14 protein-coding genes are annotated in these 15,912 nt (G+C 43.5%); 7 read left to right on the top strand and 7 right to left on the bottom strand.

Going from position 1 to position 15,912, the window contains the following annotated elements:
- Positions 1-59 precede the first annotated feature (59 nt).
- Positions 60-1,529: a PH domain-containing protein gene (locus ACI35L_RS15420; RefSeq protein ID WP_049669577.1), complete on the bottom strand. Its 1,470-nt coding sequence runs from the start codon at positions 1,527-1,529 to the stop codon at positions 60-62.
- Positions 1,529-2,044: a PH domain-containing protein gene (locus ACI35L_RS15415; protein WP_439803261.1), complete on the bottom strand. Its 516-nt coding sequence runs from the start codon at positions 2,042-2,044 to the stop codon at positions 1,529-1,531. The genes ACI35L_RS15420 and ACI35L_RS15415 overlap by 1 nt, the downstream gene beginning before the upstream one ends.
- A gap of 243 nt (positions 2,045-2,287) precedes the next feature.
- On the opposite strand from ACI35L_RS15415, the gene ACI35L_RS15410 reads away from it, so the two are divergent.
- Entirely contained in the window at positions 2,288-2,746 is a 459-nt protein-coding gene (locus ACI35L_RS15410; RefSeq protein WP_439803260.1) for a YtxH domain-containing protein, read from the top strand.
- 80 nt (positions 2,747-2,826) lie between these two features.
- Here the strand turns inward: ACI35L_RS15410 and ACI35L_RS15405 are convergent, their stop codons facing one another.
- Positions 2,827-3,237, bottom strand: coding sequence for a hypothetical protein (locus ACI35L_RS15405; protein ID WP_049669575.1), 411 nt, complete (start codon positions 3,235-3,237; stop codon positions 2,827-2,829).
- Positions 3,238-3,425: 188 nt separating this feature from the next.
- Between ACI35L_RS15405 and ACI35L_RS15400 the strand changes: the two genes are divergently transcribed.
- Positions 3,426-4,298 (top strand): SMP-30/gluconolactonase/LRE family protein, encoded by an 873-nt coding sequence (locus ACI35L_RS15400; RefSeq protein WP_439803259.1) that lies wholly within the window; start codon positions 3,426-3,428, stop codon positions 4,296-4,298.
- 214 nt (positions 4,299-4,512) lie between these two features.
- On the opposite strand, the gene ACI35L_RS15395 is transcribed toward ACI35L_RS15400, so the two are convergent.
- Positions 4,513-5,070 (bottom strand): TetR-like C-terminal domain-containing protein, encoded by a 558-nt coding sequence (locus ACI35L_RS15395; RefSeq protein WP_439803258.1) that lies wholly within the window; start codon positions 5,068-5,070, stop codon positions 4,513-4,515.
- A 148-nt stretch (positions 5,071-5,218) separates the two neighbouring features.
- Here ACI35L_RS15395 and ACI35L_RS15390 point away from each other — a divergent pair, with 148 nt between their 5' ends.
- Positions 5,219-6,076 carry a DegV family protein gene (locus tag ACI35L_RS15390; protein ID WP_439803257.1) on the top strand — a complete coding sequence of 286 codons (858 nt, stop codon included), beginning with the start codon at positions 5,219-5,221 and terminating at the stop codon, positions 6,074-6,076.
- Positions 6,077-6,121: 45 nt separating this feature from the next.
- Here ACI35L_RS15390 and ACI35L_RS15385 read toward each other — a convergent pair whose 3' ends face one another.
- Positions 6,122-6,460, bottom strand: coding sequence for a nitrous oxide-stimulated promoter family protein (locus tag ACI35L_RS15385; RefSeq protein WP_439803256.1), 339 nt, complete (start codon positions 6,458-6,460; stop codon positions 6,122-6,124).
- Positions 6,461-6,880: 420 nt separating this feature from the next.
- Here ACI35L_RS15385 and ACI35L_RS15380 point away from each other — a divergent pair, with 420 nt between their 5' ends.
- The 3 genes from ACI35L_RS15380 to ACI35L_RS15370 all read left to right on the top strand — a co-directional run bounded on the left by ACI35L_RS15380 (position 6,881) and on the right by ACI35L_RS15370 (position 10,420).
- Positions 6,881-8,032, top strand: a complete 1,152-nt coding sequence (locus tag ACI35L_RS15380) for an FtsW/RodA/SpoVE family cell cycle protein (protein WP_439803255.1) — start codon at positions 6,881-6,883, stop codon at positions 8,030-8,032.
- Between the two features lie 239 nt (positions 8,033-8,271).
- Positions 8,272-8,913: a GntR family transcriptional regulator gene (locus ACI35L_RS15375; protein WP_439803254.1), complete on the top strand. Its 642-nt coding sequence runs from the start codon at positions 8,272-8,274 to the stop codon at positions 8,911-8,913.
- Positions 8,914-9,265: 352 nt separating this feature from the next.
- Positions 9,266-10,420 (top strand): MFS transporter, encoded by a 1,155-nt coding sequence (locus tag ACI35L_RS15370; RefSeq protein WP_439803253.1) that lies wholly within the window; start codon positions 9,266-9,268, stop codon positions 10,418-10,420.
- Between the two features lie 45 nt (positions 10,421-10,465).
- On the opposite strand, the gene ACI35L_RS15365 is transcribed toward ACI35L_RS15370, so the two are convergent.
- Together ACI35L_RS15365 and ACI35L_RS15360 are read right to left on the bottom strand one after the other, a co-directional pair.
- Positions 10,466-14,332 (bottom strand): FtsX-like permease family protein, encoded by a 3,867-nt coding sequence (locus ACI35L_RS15365; protein WP_439803252.1) that lies wholly within the window; start codon positions 14,330-14,332, stop codon positions 10,466-10,468.
- Between the two features lie 4 nt (positions 14,333-14,336).
- Positions 14,337-15,038, bottom strand: a complete 702-nt coding sequence (locus tag ACI35L_RS15360) for an ABC transporter ATP-binding protein (RefSeq protein WP_439803251.1) — start codon at positions 15,036-15,038, stop codon at positions 14,337-14,339.
- Between the two features lie 157 nt (positions 15,039-15,195).
- On the opposite strand from ACI35L_RS15360, the gene ACI35L_RS15355 reads away from it, so the two are divergent.
- Positions 15,196-15,777 (top strand): TetR/AcrR family transcriptional regulator, encoded by a 582-nt coding sequence (locus ACI35L_RS15355; RefSeq protein ID WP_439803250.1) that lies wholly within the window; start codon positions 15,196-15,198, stop codon positions 15,775-15,777.
- Positions 15,778-15,912: the final 135 nt, after the last annotated feature.

The following is a 15,912-nucleotide window of genomic DNA, read 5'->3' as shown; positions in this document are numbered from 1 at the left end:
ATGAACAAAAAAAGACAAGGCATGCCAAAATTCTGCCTTGTCTTAGGTGGAAATCCCTGTTAGCGTGATTCCTCTTGTATCGTTTCCTGTCTTATTGGATTCCTCTTAGCTGAGCGGCGGCAAAAACGTTCATAAAATGCCTTTGCTTCCTCCTTGGATACATCCATTAATATGGTTAACTGAAAGGGCTTCGCCCGATTATAAAACTGTATGGTTGCTGCACCGAACTTTCTCTGCAGCCAGGAATGAGAGACTTCAATCTGCTGCAGATTCCTCCATTTGGTGTGTATGGTCCTCGTGTATATTCCGCCTTCCCGTACTTGGATATACTCCTCTTCCTTCAAATAGCTCGTAAATTGATAGTCGAGCAAACGGAAGATTATCTCTGCCAGCAGAACAACAGCTGCTGCCAATAACCATTCCCTCTTCACAAATGCCAAAATAATGATGGCACCTAAAGTAAAATAGTATGGCCTGATTAGCTTTAGCCATAGGACCTTCTTTGGAAGCCGATGCATATCCTCCACGATATGGTAGTCAGGCAGCAGCTGATTTGTTAATTGATAAGCTTTTTTCTTCTCCATAAATGGGTACAGCGAATTGATTTCCATCTCTGTTCCGATGGTTTCCTGGCCGGCACTGACAAGCGTTATTTCCGCCATACCAAAAACCCGTTTCAGCAAGGATTGCTGGATTTTGATCGCCTGCACCCTAGACTTTTGAATCGAATACGTATTAGTCGTAAGTACGCCTCTTGAAATATAAATTCGGTCGTCATCTGCCGAGATGACAAAATTACCGTACCTAAACAAGGTTTGTAAATATCCGACCGTAAACGCCGCAAGCAGCATAACCAGCCCTAACGGAATCCAAATCCACATATTCCGCTCGAAATAAAGCAATACCTGCTTGGATGTTTCCTCGATATTCAGCCATTCATCCAGTTGGAAGTAGACTGTCATCAAAATGGGAAACAAGGCAAGAAAGCTAAATGAAGTAAAGGCAGCCTTAATCGTATCCTTTTGGGTCGATTCAAAGAATACGATTCGCTCCTTCTCCACCTTAACCTCGTCTGGTAACACTTCATCATTCTTAAGCAATACCCCAAGAATTCGCGTTTCTTCTGCTAAAGAAATGGCCGGGAATGATATATTCGCATCCTTATCGCTTGTGCCGGTTTCGAGCTTCAGGGAGGTAATCCCGAGCAGCTGATGGACGAAATTCGCCTTTGAATGATGGTCCTGAATTCGCTTAAAAGGAATATTCCGCTGATTCTTTACGAACACTCCATCCCGAAATACAATCGCCTCATTCGTTATCTCATAGGTCTCAATCGACCATTTCAAGATACTGTAGAGGATGTATCCGATGAACAATCCAATCAATGCGTATCTTCCCCAAATGATCAGCTTCGACGTTGAACCAATATTGATAACGAACAGAATAATAATCAAAAAGAACATATCTTTAATAAAGGAGGCAATATTAAAAAGAATAACGGCTGGATGATACCTTCTCTTCTCGTTCATCAAGCCTCCTCAACCCCATTCTCCCCATCAAGCTTCACCTTTGCAAAGGTCGCAATCTGCTCCCTTAAAGCATAAGCCTCATCATGATGGATAGCCGGAATCGTATGATCTGAGGTCGTTGTGCCAATTTCGACATTATAAAGTCCATATTTCCGCAAAAAAGGGCCTTGATTGGTTGACACATACTCAACCTTTTCCATTGGAATGACAATATGCTTCACGGTGAAACGCCCATATTTCAGCTGGGCAAACTGTTCATCTATTTCATACCGCCATGTTTTCTGGAGGTATATAGGCTTAATCCCGACAGACCAAACCGCCAATGCCAGAAGCAAAACAGTAATGATTGTCAGAATCGTGAAAATCCATGTCTTCCAATCATAATAATTCGCTGCAAAAAGAAATACTCCTGCTATACACAAGGCAATCCCATAGCCTAATAAATTGCTTAATCGCCACACCCGCACACTATCTGCCGATATTTGCTTCGTTGGCTCTTTTATCTTTAAATACATACTCCTCCCCCTAACCAATCCTGCTTACATGAATATTCTCTCATAAGGAGCCATGACATAGAATAGATTTTGTCAATTTTTAAAATAGTTGGCTGACTTTTCTTATTTCCCGAGAAATAAGTCGAAAAGCCTTACAAATGCTTTTCCAAAACAGGAAAGATTCATCTATTTACAGCCTAAAATATGTCCCGAATAATTAAAGTGATGAGGAAAGTCGCCATTTATTTCAAGGAGGGATTATAGATGAGTACAACTACCAAGAAATCAACAAATTGCACCGAGAAAGCATGTACCGAAAAATGCACATGTGATTGCAAGAATTTTCTGATTGGTGGATTAGTCGGCGGTATGATTGGCGCAGCTGCCGCACTCCTTTTGGCACCAAAGAGCGGGAAAGAACTACGCAGTGACCTTGCAGCTACAGACGGCGGTAAATACATATGTCATAAAGCCGATGAGCTGAAGCAAAGTGCTGTTCATAAAGGGGAAGAATTCACTGAACACTGCAAGGCGAAAAAAGCGGATATAGCAGAAAAACTCTCTAAACAATCCTCTTCCATCCGTGAGACCATCAGCACTCTTAAGCTGAAGCTGACTGAGGCCAAACTGCACGCACAGGCAGAAGCCCTCGAGGAGCTTGAGGAAGAGCTTGAAGAAGAACTGGAGGAAATCCAGGAAAAAGAAAAGGAAGACAAGGAATAATGAGTGAGGGCAGGAGAATTCTCCCGCCCTCTTCCTATGTCCAAAATAAAAACAGCAGGCTCCAGCCTGCTGTCTGCTTCTTATTGTTCTACTGTTCTTGTAGGAACAAATGATTCTTTATATGTTTCTTCCCATAAATCAATACGGCTTTGAACATGAATTTCATCGCGCATGCTTGTATGTGGTTTTTCAATTTTCTTCGTAATTCTTTCACGCCAGAAATCCTTAAATCCTGGTTGAATCATCATAGAATGTGCAATATTAAGACCATCTTTATCTTCACTGAAGACAACTAAAACCTGGCAATCTTTATAGGAATGTGTATCTTTTGTTAATGATTCATCCAGCATTTCAACTGTTACGACCTTGTTAAGGCGTTCTTGTTCAGCCGGATCTGGGTGATGAAGCGTATTCGGGCAAATGTGCGCTACCTTTCCGTCTTCTCCTATTACTACACGAACATAACCTAATGTTTCTTCCTTGTTTAACATTACAGATCCCTGCTTTCTTGATGGTTGTATACCTATTATATTTTTCGTGTATAAGCATTATCAATCCATAAAAAATGGCAATTAAACCATACTCCTTAACGAAAAAAGGAGAAAATTGATACTAGAGCGAAGAGTAATAGGGTAAAGAGGATTTAAGCAAGGAAACGAGCAATTTGGAGGGGATACTATTGTCAGGAAAACTGGAACTGCTAGTTGATGAAAACGCCATTCTAGGGGAGGGACCGACTTGGGATGAAAAATCCCAATCCCTATACTGGCTGGACATTATGGGAAAGCAGCTACATATATTCGAATATGCCAAAGGATCAAACCGAACGATTGAGCTGGAGCAAATGCCCGGCACCATCGTTCCGAGAAAATCAGGCGGCGCAGTCATCGCCCTGCAGAATGGCTTTTACTTCATGAACCTCGAGACCGGTCAATTAGAACCAATCACAGACCCTGAAAGCCATCTGCCGCACAATCGCTTCAATGACGGCAAATGCGACCCAAAAGGGCGCTTTTGGGCGGGCACTATCCATTTAGAGGGAAAAGAACACACTTGTGCACTATACTGCCTTGATACAAATCTCGAGGTGGATAGAAAAATCAGCGAGGTCACTAATTCCAACGGGCTCGCCTGGTCACCCGATGAATCAACCTTTTACTTTATTGACACCCCAACCTTAAAGGTTGTCGCCTACGACTATGATGCTAAAACAGGCAGCATCACAAACCCACGTAATATCATTGCCTTTCCGGAGGATGAAGGATTCCCGGATGGAATGACCATTGACGAGGAGGGCATGCTCTGGATAGCCCATTACAGCGGGTCTAAGGTATCTCGCTGGGACCCAAACAACGGGCAGCAGCTAACCACTATTTCCGTACCAGCCAAGCATGTCACCTCATGCACATTCGGCGGTCCGGACTTAGATGAACTTTATATCACAACAGCCAAACAGGATGATACCGACATGAACGAATTCCCCCATGCAGGCGGACTATTCCGTATTAAGCCAGGGGTAAAAGGAATGCCAGCTGTTCCGTTTAATGGGTAAGCCGGCGGTGACAAGGAACAGGAGCTGTCTGCTCCTGTTTTTTTATTTTCCAGCGGGACGAAGGGGAGGGATAGGCGCGGCTCCTCCCATATCTATCCCACTCTTTCACCACCCCTCCCGATAACCATAAAAGCCAGATTTTATGTAGCACAATAAAGAATGATATTAGTCCATCATGAAAAAAAGAGACCGTTATCCGGTCCCCCTGTGCTGTTTAATAAATAATTTTTTTGATGCCAAAATGGCTGATATTCTCGATTAACTCGGCTATCTCCCGCGGCGTTTCCTTGAAATCGTTTATCATCCATTCATTCAGGATACCAATCGTACCGGCTGTTATGAAGGTGCATAGGTAGTCAATCTTATTCTTGGGGATATCCTTGCCGGAGCGTTTCCACTCCTCCATGCATTTATTATGGGCAATCTCCAGTATATCCCGCAGGAAGTCCTTGCCGCTCCGTTCATTGAACAGCATGCGGCTCAGCTCTTTATTCCTTAGGATGACCTCCAGTATTTCCTCTGTAAACCCTGATATGGTGTAGTCATTCCGTGCGAGATGGAGGCCGTTCTTTAATTCTAGGACTAGCTGCTTTTCCAGCTGATCCAGCAGATCATAGACATCCTCATAATAGCGATAGAAGGTTGCTCGATTTATTTCACATTCCGTACAAAGCTCCGTCACGGTAATTTTGTTGATCGGCTTTTTCTCCAGCAGCCTGATAAGAGATTCTCTGATGAGTTTCTTTGTTGTTCGAATCCGATAATCTTCCATGTTTCCTCCTTTTATTAAACACTTCTATCTTAATTGTTGCACAACTAACATTTTCATTTGGATTGATGATTGATAGATATCGTTATCCAACCTTATAATAGGCTCATATTTTATAAAACACAATGTTTAATATCTTACGGAGGGTATCATGAGAAATATATCAATCATAACGGATAGCAGTTCTGACTTACCCGTCGATTTTATAAATAGAGAAGAGATTAAGGTTATATCACAAAACTATTCTTTTGATGATGGGGTAGAATACGGGGAAGAGCACCCTATGCCTATGGCGGAATTCTATGAGCGTATGAGGAGAGGCGAAGCAGCCAAAACAAGCGCCTCTTCACCTGATGCAGCCATGCAAATCATACAGAAGGAATTGAGTAAAGGGAATGACGTGATTTGCATTACCTTATCAAGTGAATTGAGCTGCACCTATAATAATATACGTTTAGCCAGCCTCGAAGTCTGTGAGGCGTATCCAGACCAGAAAATCGCCGTCATTGATTCCTTATCTGCATCTGTCGGAGAAGGTCTGCTAATTTATCAAGCCTGCGCTATGAGAAAAAACGGCAAATCATTCTCAGACATTGTCATGTATTTGGAAAAATATCGGCAGACATACCAGATGGAATTCTATGTGAATGAATTAAAATACCTTGTTAGAGGCGGTCGCTTAAGTGCAGCCGCTGGGGCCATCGGAGGTATTATGGGAATCAAGCCGATTCTCCGCCTGACCGATGAGGGGACCATTGAAGTTGCTTGCAAGGCACGTAAAGCATCAGGGGCCTACACAGAGCTGAAGAAAAGATTCCTTGAATGCAAGGTAGATCCAAGAATGATTACAATTGTCCACTCAGATAATTTGGAGCAGGCGATTGCCTTAAAAAATGAGCTTCAGCTTGAGGAAAAGTTTGACCAAGTCCTTATTACCGAATTAGGGCCGACTATCGGAAGTCACACAGGTCCGAAATGCTTAGGAATCGCTTACCAAAAACAGCACTAATAAATAAAGCTAGAGCCGCTCCATTGCAGCTCTAGCTTTTTAGCTTCAGACCTTTTTCTTCGCCCTTTTCGGCAACTCAGGAGCTTCTCGGAAGGTATCGACGATATGCATAATCGCTAAGTACGGATGCTTCCAAATCATCTTCGGCCCGCTCTTACGCATCACACCCTTGACCTGTTTCTTCATATCGGGCTTATAGCAATGGATTTTGCAATTCTGACAGGCAGGTTTCTTCTCCTGGAAGGGACATTTGCTCAGACGGAATAAAGCATACTCCTTCAATTCCGCACAGCTTTCACATAGCTCCTCCTGTTTATGTTCAGACTTACAATACATCTCAATCATATGGACGATTGTTTCTCTTTCTCTCTGCATTCTTTCCACACGACATCAACCTCCATTACTATCATAAAATATCTAATAAATGTGAACATCCGCTAAATGTAACCAGCAAGGGAAATCACAATCCAGGCTCAAATGCAGAGACTGTACAGAACAACTGAGGTACCGAGCAAAGATTAAAAGGATAAGCCTTTTTTACATAGGCTGACATAGCTCTGTGATTAGACTTATCTAATCAAGAGGTCTGCAATTGTGGCCATGCAAGCGGCACAATGGCTTAACACGAAGCTAAAATCATAATTTGTCCAGAGATGCCCAGATAACTGGGCATTTTTTATGATGACTAAGAATCTCGTTCTTTTCTCCTAAAAAAGGTTCCCTTTTATGCCGAATAAGATTACTATATTAATATGGAAATTATTGGTTTGGTTATTTGTCAGGAAGATCGTAAGGAGATTAGAAATGAAACGAAATAATAGTCAGTACGATTATGGTTTATTAGGAATTATCATCTTATTCATGGTCATTAGCTGCATAAGCATCTATAGCGCGCAAACCTCTTTGCCTTACTCTTCAAACTTCGCCCTGCGGCAATTCATTTGGTATATTATCGCCTTCTCACTAACTGCTGTCATCTATTACTTCGATACGGAGCAGATCAAGAGATTATCCTTCCCTGCTTATGTGTTCGGTATTTTATTATTGGTGATTCTCTTTCTTTCCCCTTCAACCATTGCACCTGAGATAAAAGGAATTAAGGCCTGGTTTTCAACACCGCTCGGGTCTTTGCAGCCCTCTGAATTTATGAAGGTCTTCTTGATTATGTTTCTAGCAAAGCTTTCGGTCGACCATAACCGGAAGTTTATTCGTAGAACCCTTTATACTGATTCCTTACTTATCGGCAAAATCGTGCTTGCGACAATGATTCCGCTTGTCCTTATACTCTTACAGCCAGATGCGGGTACTGGGATGGTTATTTTGACCATTATGATTGGCATCATCTTTTGCTCAGGGGTAAGCTGGAAAATCCTCAGTCTCCTAACTGGTTTGGCTGTACTGTCCCTTGGCATCTTAACGTATATCTATCTATATCAACCGGATTTATTATTGGTCTTTCTTGACCAATACCAAGTAAACCGAATTCATTCCTGGCTGAATCCCTTCATGTACAGCAGCAATATAGGCTATCAGCTCACTCAGTCCATTTTTGCAATCGGTTCTGGCATGACAGAAGGAAAGGGATTTCTAAACGGGGTTGTCGATGTCCCTGAAGCCCATTCAGACTTTATTTTCACTACAATTGGCGAGGAATATGGCTTTATTGGAGCAAGTATTGTCGTTGTGCTCTATTTTCTTCTTTTAATGCAAGTCAAGACCATCACCATGAAGAATAAGAATGAGTACGAAGCCCTGATTGGCGTTGGGGTTATTGCGATGTTCACATTCCATATATTCGAGAATATCGGCATGGTGATTGGGCTTGTTCCCATTACGGGCATTCCGCTGCCTTTGCTAAGCTACGGCGGCAGTTCGCTGCTCTCAAGCCTATTTGCATTAACCATCATCCTGAATATCTCAGCAAAATCAAAGTCTTACATGTTTCATAAAGGATAAAAGCTCCTCATCGACTTCATGCACAATCGACATTATGCAAGATTAGGTTAATAGAGCCATGCCCGGCTTCTTACGAACGATACCTGGAGATTTGGCGAGCGGAATCATGTGAAATGAGCGAATCAAGAATGATTTTTTTCAGCCTTCCAAAAAGCATCCTATCAGAGCAAGAAGCTCAAATTTTTGAACAATTTTGTTAAACTAATAGTGACAATACATGTAAAAAAAGAGGTATGAGGATGAGCAGACCAACTGAAGTCACATATGATTATATTAAACAACGAATTATGGAGGGTGATTATAAGCCTTCACAGAAATTGAATGAGAGCGAATTATCTGAAGTGATTGGGGTCAGCAGAAACACGGTGAAGAAGGCATTGCTTAAGCTGGAACAGGAGAATCTCGTTTTGATTGAAACCAATAAGGGGGCAAGGATTAAATCCTTTTCCCTGGAGGAGATCATCAATTACCTGGAAATCCGCGAAACATTAGAAGGATTAATTGCTAAAACAGCCGCCCCTCATATGACAGAGGAGAGATTGCTGCTGCTCGATGAAACCTTCGAGCAGATGAAAGGCCATTTGGAGAACAATCGATTCGATGAGTATTCCAAATGCAATCAAACCTTTCATGCCATCATTTACGAGGCATCCACTAATCAGCAGGCTGTCGAGATGGTTAATAAGATCAAAAATCAGCTTAAAAGGCTGCAAATCAAGACGATTCTTATTCCTGGCCGGACTCAGGACTCGCTTAAGGAGCACCAGAAAGTCCTTAATGCCATGAAGTCACATGACGGAAACTGGGCCGAGGATGCCATCAAGCATCACATCGCACAGGTGCGCAAAGCCCTGGCAGAAAACTATACTTTCTTAGTCTAAAGAATCTCAAGCAGGAGGAGAAACCAAAATGGTCATCCTCCTGTTTTTTGTTTTTCCAGGCAGGGTCAAAATGAAAGAAAAATTCCGGAATACCTGGTCTTTGACAGCTGGATTCTATTTTTTTGACTGTCATCACTTGATTAGGCATCATTTCAGGATGAAATAATCCTCACTTCTTGATTTATGGGCGAAATCCGCGCTTTCAAGGAACCTATTCCCCATGAAAATCAGCATACCCAAAGGCTTTCTTCATCCGCACGAGCACTTCGTTAGACATATTTTACCACCAGGTATAAACTAGAGCTAAATTGTTAAACAATATTGTCTAATTCAAGAAAAGAGATGAAGGTTCATGCGCTTTTACACCGTCATCCTTTTGTCCTTGTTGTTTCAAACGAGTATTAGAGGAGATACGGTTCTTGTTACGCTTTATGCAATGGATTTAGAGGCTACTTCCTTGTCCTTAGGGCTTGTCGTCGCTTCAACCGCTCTTTTTCCAATGTTCTTTGCCTCCTATGCTGGCAGGTTGTCGGACAGAACGGGCTATCGAATGCCGATTGCGATTGGGATGCTGGGAACGGGTGCGGCTCTTTTGATTCCCTTTCTATTCCACGGAAGCTTAATCGCCTTAATTGCGGCACAATTATTATTTGGACTGTTCCAGATATTCACGATTGTTTCGATACAAAATTTAGTCGGAGCTTATAGTACAGAGGATTCCCGTTCTAAGAGCTTCGCTGCTTATACACTGGCCATTTCAGTTGCCAATTTAATCGGTCCGTTATTAACCGGATTTGCTATAGACCATCTTGGCTATTCCGTGACTTTCTTGATTCTGGCGGCCTTCTCTGTTATTCCAGCGGTGTTCTTCCTAAAGCTCGCCATGCCGGTTCTTGCAGAGAAAAAGTCAGGTACGAGTACAGAGCAGAAGGGCGGATTTACCGAGCTGCTGATGAAACCAACCTTACGGAAAACATTCATTACAAGCGGCATTATTCTAACAGGAGTCGGCATATATGAGTTTTACTTCCCAATCTACGGGAAAACACTCGGCCTTTCTGCTTCCGTTATCGGAATCATTATTGGCTGTAATGCGACAGCCTTCATTGTGTCACGTCTCTTCATGCCATTTTTAACGGCCAAGATGAAGGAGGAGAGAGTGCTAGGCATTTGTCTAACCATATCAGCTGTTGCCTTCTTCCTCATCCCGCTCAATGGAGATCCATTCTATTTGATGGCCGTCTCCTTCCTTATGGGACTTGGCCTGGGATTATGTCAGCCGCTTTCCATGACAATGGCCTATAATCATTCTCCTATTGGAAGAACAGGCGAGGTGCTTGGCATCCGTCTAACGGTGAATAAGACTGTGCAATTCCTTGTACCGATTGTCTTCGGATCTGTCGGTTCCTTGCTCGGCTTTTTCCCAATCTTCTGGTCAAACGCCGTGCTTCTGGGCTTCAGCGGCGTGACCCTTTTCGAGCAAAAGCTGAATAAACAATCTGCCTAAAAAGAAAAGCCTCCCATCTAATCAGAAGGGGGAGGCTTTCTTTGTTTATTCAACTGATTTCAAGGCTTCAAGCATATCCACCTTTTTAAGCTTCACATGCATGATGACCATAACAATTAGAGAGAAAGCAATCGTCATGAGCCCTGAGATAACAAAATTGCTGATCCATAAATCTGGACTGAACATCGCATTATCAGGAGGCAATGTTTCATTGATATACGCATGAAGCAAGTAACCGCCCAAATAGCCAGCGAGAATCCCCATGATGGTCAGGGCGAAGATTTCCTTGAACACATATAAGGTGATTTCCACCGGATAGAAGCCAAGTACCTTAATCGTGCTCAACTCGCGAATGCGTTCAGAGACATTGATATTCGTCAGATTGTATATGACGACAATTGCAAGCATGGAGGCACAGACGATGATGACAAGTACGACATTATTTAATCCGTCCAATATTTCATTAATGGTTTTGCTCGATTGATTGGATTTGATAACGGCTGTTGTCGCCTCTTGCTTCATCACATCTGCTGCCACTCGGTCCACATTCTCTGCTGTAGCGTCCTTTACCTTGATTAAGCTGGCATTATTCACTGCTTTTTCACCAAGGACCTTCTCGTAGTACTCAACTGAGAGGAAGGCATAATGACCAACATATATCTCCATAATGCCGGAAACCTTAAAGGAATATTCCTGATCATCCTCATCACGGAGGGTGACCTTATCGCCAACCTCTGCTTCCATCACCTTCGCGAGTTTTTCACTCAGAATGATGCCATCTCCTTCAATGGACAGCTTTTTGCCTGATTCTCGGTTTTGGAGCGTCATATAGTCCTCCAGCATCTCATGATCATCAGAGACAAGCATCGTAATATCCTGCTCATTGTCATCGGCAGCCATGCCTGTCATCGCTTCATAATGAATCTCTCCATAGGAGCTGATTTGTTCCTCATCAGCCAAGGCTTTGTGATAATCATCAGCCCTCTTATTATCCTCGTCATACACAGAAAGGATATCATAGCGGATGAGGGTATTGAACTGCTTATCAGCAAGACCTGATAAGGAATTCTTGATGCCAAAGCCTGTGATAAGCAAGGCGGTGCATCCAGCCACACCAAAGATGGTCATAAGCATCCGCTTTTTGTAACGGAATAGATTCCTTGCCGTCACCTTATTATTAAAGCTCAACCGGCTCCATAGCGGCGTGATGCGCTCGAGCAGGATGCGCGTACCGCTTTTTGGCGGTTTTGGTGTCATCAAATACATTGGCGTATGGCCCATTTCCTTTCGCGCCGCCAAAAAGACCGTTACAGTCGTGCAGGCAATGGAGACAAAAAGCGCGATAACGGAGTACACGGGAAAGAAGTTCAGATCGACCGTTTGGAAGGTGTATTCAGCCGCATACGCATTGAAAATGACGGTCGGCAGGATGTAATGGGCAAGCGTGATTCCGACCGCTGCTCCTAGTATGCTTGCCAATGATCCGTACACGACATATTTGCTCAAAATGGTATTGTTCTCATACCCTAATGCTTTGAGTGTACCGATTTGCTGGCGTTCCTCACTCACCATTCTTGTCATCGTTGTCAATGACACTAAGGCCGCGATGCCAAAGAGAATGACCGGGAATACCTTTGCCAATGAATCAACTCGCTGGGAGTTTTCCCAATACTGTTTATAGGAAGGATTGTCGGTACGGTCACGTACATCATAGACCGGCAGTTCAAGGGCATTCAGCTCATCCTTCGCATCCGCCAATTTCATCTCCGCATTGGCAATCTCCTTTTCAGCCTCCGGCTTCGCCTCAAGGAATTTCGTCTCATTTTCCTCATATGTTTCAAACCCGGCTCCGATTTGCTCCTTGGCGTCTGCCAATTGTTTCGCACCATCTGCTTTCTGGGCATCCAATTGTCGGATTGCCTGCTGCAATTGGTCTGCCTTTTGTTCATATTCGGATTGGCCGAATTGCAGCTGAGCCTTGCTTTCCTCGAGCTGCTGCTCTTTTTCCGCTAAAAGAGCACCGCTACCCGCCAATTTCGAAGCGGCCTGCTCATACGTCTCTTGACCGGATGTAAGCTGCTGTTTTGCTTTCTCAAGCTCAGCTAATCCCTCTTCATAAGCAGCCATTTGGGTGGATAAAGCTTCTTCCTTCTCATTCAGCTCAGCCTGCCCTGCGGCAATCTTAGCTTGGGCGTCATCCAATTCGGCTATTTTGCTGTTTAACGTCCCCTGATTCGCATCAATTTCTCCTTGAGCAGCTGCCAGCTCACTCGCGCCTTGTTCAGACGCTTCCTGAAGCTTCATGAGATTGGCATCAAGTTCAGCCCCACCTGAGGCCAATTCCGCCCTTTTAGCTGCCAATGTTTTTTTCCCTTGCTCAGCCTCTAATAGCTTGGCTTTTAGCTCAGACAATTGCGCTTCAAGGGCTGTTGTGTTCTCCCCTGCCGCTTGTAACTTTTCAATTTGCGTGTTGAGGGCCGTGATTTGCTCATTTAGATACGTACTTGTTTCATCCAGCTTTTCTTGCTCTGCCTCCAAGGAAGCCGAATCCCTTAAGAGCTCCTCTTTCTTCGCCTTTAAGAGGGAAAGCTGATCTGCTGCTTCATCAAGCTCGACTGATTTAGAATCAAGCTGGGCCTGTGCGTCATTGATTTCAGCTTGAGCTCCAGCAGCTTCTTCTTTGCCCGCTGACACGGTTTTCTTTTTACTCACTATCTCTGCCTTTGCTTCCTGCAATGCAGCCTTCGCTTCTTCGATTTCAGCACTTGCTACCGCCAGCTTTTCTTCATTAGCCTGAATGGCGTCACTTGCCTGGTCAAGCTTGTTCTTGGAATCGGCCAATTGTTCTTTCTTCTCCGCATAGGTTTCCTCGGCATCCACAAGCTTGGCCGCTCCATTCTCTATCGCCCTTTCTGCGTCGATTAGTTGCTGTTTGGCTGCTGCGAGCTCCTGTTCCCCGCTCTCAATCTGTGACTGGGCAGAGCTGATCTTCTGCTGATAAAGAGCTTGATTATCGTTGTATTCTCCTTCAGCATTCATAAGTTCCCGCCTCGCATCGCTCAATTCCTGCTCTTTATCGACCAATTCCTGCTTAGCGTCATTAACTTTCGCTTGGGCCTGATCAATATCCTCTTGTCCATCCTCTTTGATGGCGGTAAGACGAAGTTCAGGCTGGTCCTCTAAGCTCGAGGTAATTTGTGCAGTGCTTTTCTTGATTAAACGTGTATAGGCATCCTCATAATAGGCATACTTACTCGCACCCTTCACATTAATGCGAGCCATCGTGTACACGTCTGAATCGAAATGATCTTCTGTCACCACACCATATGTATCCAGGCTTCCTGTCCCAACAGTTGAGCTCCCCAAATTTGTCTTGCTCACAAATTCACTTGATTCCACATACCCAACAACCGTGAAAGCAGACCGGTTCAGCATCGAACGAATGGCTTTTCCATCTTGATTGACCAATTCAATCTTAGAACCTAGATCATAGACAGATTTAAGACTCTTATCAAGGGCAATTTCCCCCGCTTTCTCTGGCAATTTTCCTGCCAATAAATTATATTTAGATAGTTTATCGGTCAATGAAAAGACCCGAATCGATTCATTCATGCGTTTTTCCATTGCATCATAAAAATAGCCATATTCAATCGTGTCAATGTTTTCATTCGCTTCAATAGCCTTTGCGTCCGTTTCGTCTAGTCCATAGGTTGAAACAATCGAAACGTCTGCTAATTGGTAGGTGTCGTATATCTTTTCCGCTGTTGAACGCATATCAGGCCCAGTCACCTTTAAGCCAACAAAGGCAAAGCAGCCTAGCGCAATCATAGCCGCAATGGATAGGAATCTTCCGAAGGTCTTCTTGATTGTTCGGAATGTCTCTCTGTGCAGCATATTATTCATCATCATCATTCACCTACCATTCAATCGAATCGATTGAAACAGGCTTGGGATTGACCGTAATCTTCCGTACTTTCGCATCATTGATATGAATGACACGATCAGCGATTGGTGCAATTGCCGCATTATGGGTGACAATAACAACCGTTGTTCCAGATTCTCGGCTCATGTTTTGCAGAACTTTCAGAATTGATTTGCCAGTATTATAGTCTAACGCACCAGTTGGTTCATCACATAGGAGAATCTTTGGATTTTTCGCAACGGCACGGGCAATCGCTACTCGCTGCTGCTCACCTCCAGAAAGCTGGGCAGGGAAGTTATCAAGTCTGTCTGCCAGCCCTACGTCCCGCAGCACCTTCCTCGCATCCAGCGCATCTCGGACAATGCTTGCTGCAAGCTCCACATTTTCAGTGGCCGTCAGGTTGGGCAACAAATTATAGAACTGAAACACAAATCCAACATCATTTCTGCGGTAGGCCGTTAATTGCCGGGTATTATACTTAGCAATATTGTTGCCATCAACCATGACATCCCCCTCATCATTCGTATCCATACCGCCTAATATATTGAGGACTGTCGATTTACCGGCTCCAGAGGCTCCAAGAATGATGGCAAGCTCGCCCTTTTCTATGGTAAAGTTTATTCCGTTATTGGCGACGATTGTGGTCTCCCCTGACTGATAGCGTTTATAGCTGTCAATCATCTCAATGTACGCCACATACATCCTCTCCTTTCCGTTAGCAAATTTATTAGGTATAGTAAAACTATAATACCTTTTTGAAGCCCAGTTCAATGTGCAGATTTTAAAAAGTGTCTATTTTAGAATAATAAAATAGAGGGGCTGTTTTTATAATAGGAAAGAGTGATTCACATTCATGGAAAATAAAAAACGGCGAACGATTACGCATATCGAGGAAAACCTTCTACAATTAATGGAGACGAAAAGCATCGATGAAATCAAGGTCACCGATATTACTCGCCTGGCTAACATAAGCCGTGGAACCTTCTACCTTTACTTCATCGACCGATATGATCTGCTTGAGAAAATAGAGAACAACATAATGGACTCTCTCATGGAAATCCTTGATACTTCTCAATCCATTATCACCCCTCCCTCCGAAACGGAAAACCCAGCGATTGATCGTACCATCTCCTATATTTATGAGCATGCTGACACGATTAAAATTCTGCTCAGTCCCAATGGCCATCCGAAGTTCTATATACGAATCAAATCCTTTATCCGAAAACTCATCAAGAAAGAACAAAAGAAACAAAAAGGAGCAGCTCGATACATTGAAGGTATTCCGCAAGACTATGCAGAGGAAATCCTTATCGGAAGCATTTTAAGCATCCTTGAACATTGGATTAAGAAGGAGGAAATGGAAACCCCTGAAGAGATTAGCCAGCTGATTATCCGTACGCGGTTCATCTCTCCATTCGATATGCTCGATCATTAAAGAAGGCTGTTATCGGAGTGATTATTGCTCTTGTTTAATAGTTCGTTGAGATTTGATCCACAGATTCTTGGTATTTAGGGCAGTAGTATACCAGACCATCGTACAGCAGTAGTGCCATAAGGGACGCAATTTATA

The organism is Pradoshia sp. (genome assembly GCF_051873915.1).
Classification (GTDB): Bacteria; Bacillota; Bacilli; order Bacillales; family Pradoshiaceae; genus Pradoshia.
This window is presented reverse-complemented; position numbering and strand designations above follow the sequence as displayed.

What these genes read in the sequence shown, in the direction of transcription:
- ACI35L_RS15420 (WP_049669577.1), bottom strand. Translation starts at nt 1,529, where the DNA reads ATGAACGAGAAGAGAAGGTATCATCCAGCCGTTATTCTTTTTAATATT.
- ACI35L_RS15415 (WP_439803261.1), bottom strand. Translation starts at nt 2,044, where the DNA reads ATGTATTTAAAGATAAAAGAGCCAACGAAGCAAATATCGGCAGATAGT.
- ACI35L_RS15410 (WP_439803260.1), top strand. Translation starts at nt 2,288, where the DNA reads ATGAGTACAACTACCAAGAAATCAACAAATTGCACCGAGAAAGCATGT.
- ACI35L_RS15405 (WP_049669575.1), bottom strand. Translation starts at nt 3,237, where the DNA reads ATGTTAAACAAGGAAGAAACATTAGGTTATGTTCGTGTAGTAATAGGA.
- ACI35L_RS15395 (WP_439803258.1), bottom strand. Translation starts at nt 5,070, where the DNA reads ATGGAAGATTATCGGATTCGAACAACAAAGAAACTCATCAGAGAATCT.
- ACI35L_RS15390 (WP_439803257.1), top strand. Translation starts at nt 5,219, where the DNA reads ATGAGAAATATATCAATCATAACGGATAGCAGTTCTGACTTACCCGTC.
- ACI35L_RS15380 (WP_439803255.1), top strand. Translation starts at nt 6,881, where the DNA reads ATGAAACGAAATAATAGTCAGTACGATTATGGTTTATTAGGAATTATC.
- ACI35L_RS15375 (WP_439803254.1), top strand. Translation starts at nt 8,272, where the DNA reads ATGAGCAGACCAACTGAAGTCACATATGATTATATTAAACAACGAATT.
- ACI35L_RS15370 (WP_439803253.1), top strand. Translation starts at nt 9,266, where the DNA reads ATGCGCTTTTACACCGTCATCCTTTTGTCCTTGTTGTTTCAAACGAGT.
- ACI35L_RS15365 (WP_439803252.1), bottom strand. Translation starts at nt 14,332, where the DNA reads ATGATGATGATGAATAATATGCTGCACAGAGAGACATTCCGAACAATC.
- ACI35L_RS15355 (WP_439803250.1), top strand. Translation starts at nt 15,196, where the DNA reads ATGGAAAATAAAAAACGGCGAACGATTACGCATATCGAGGAAAACCTT.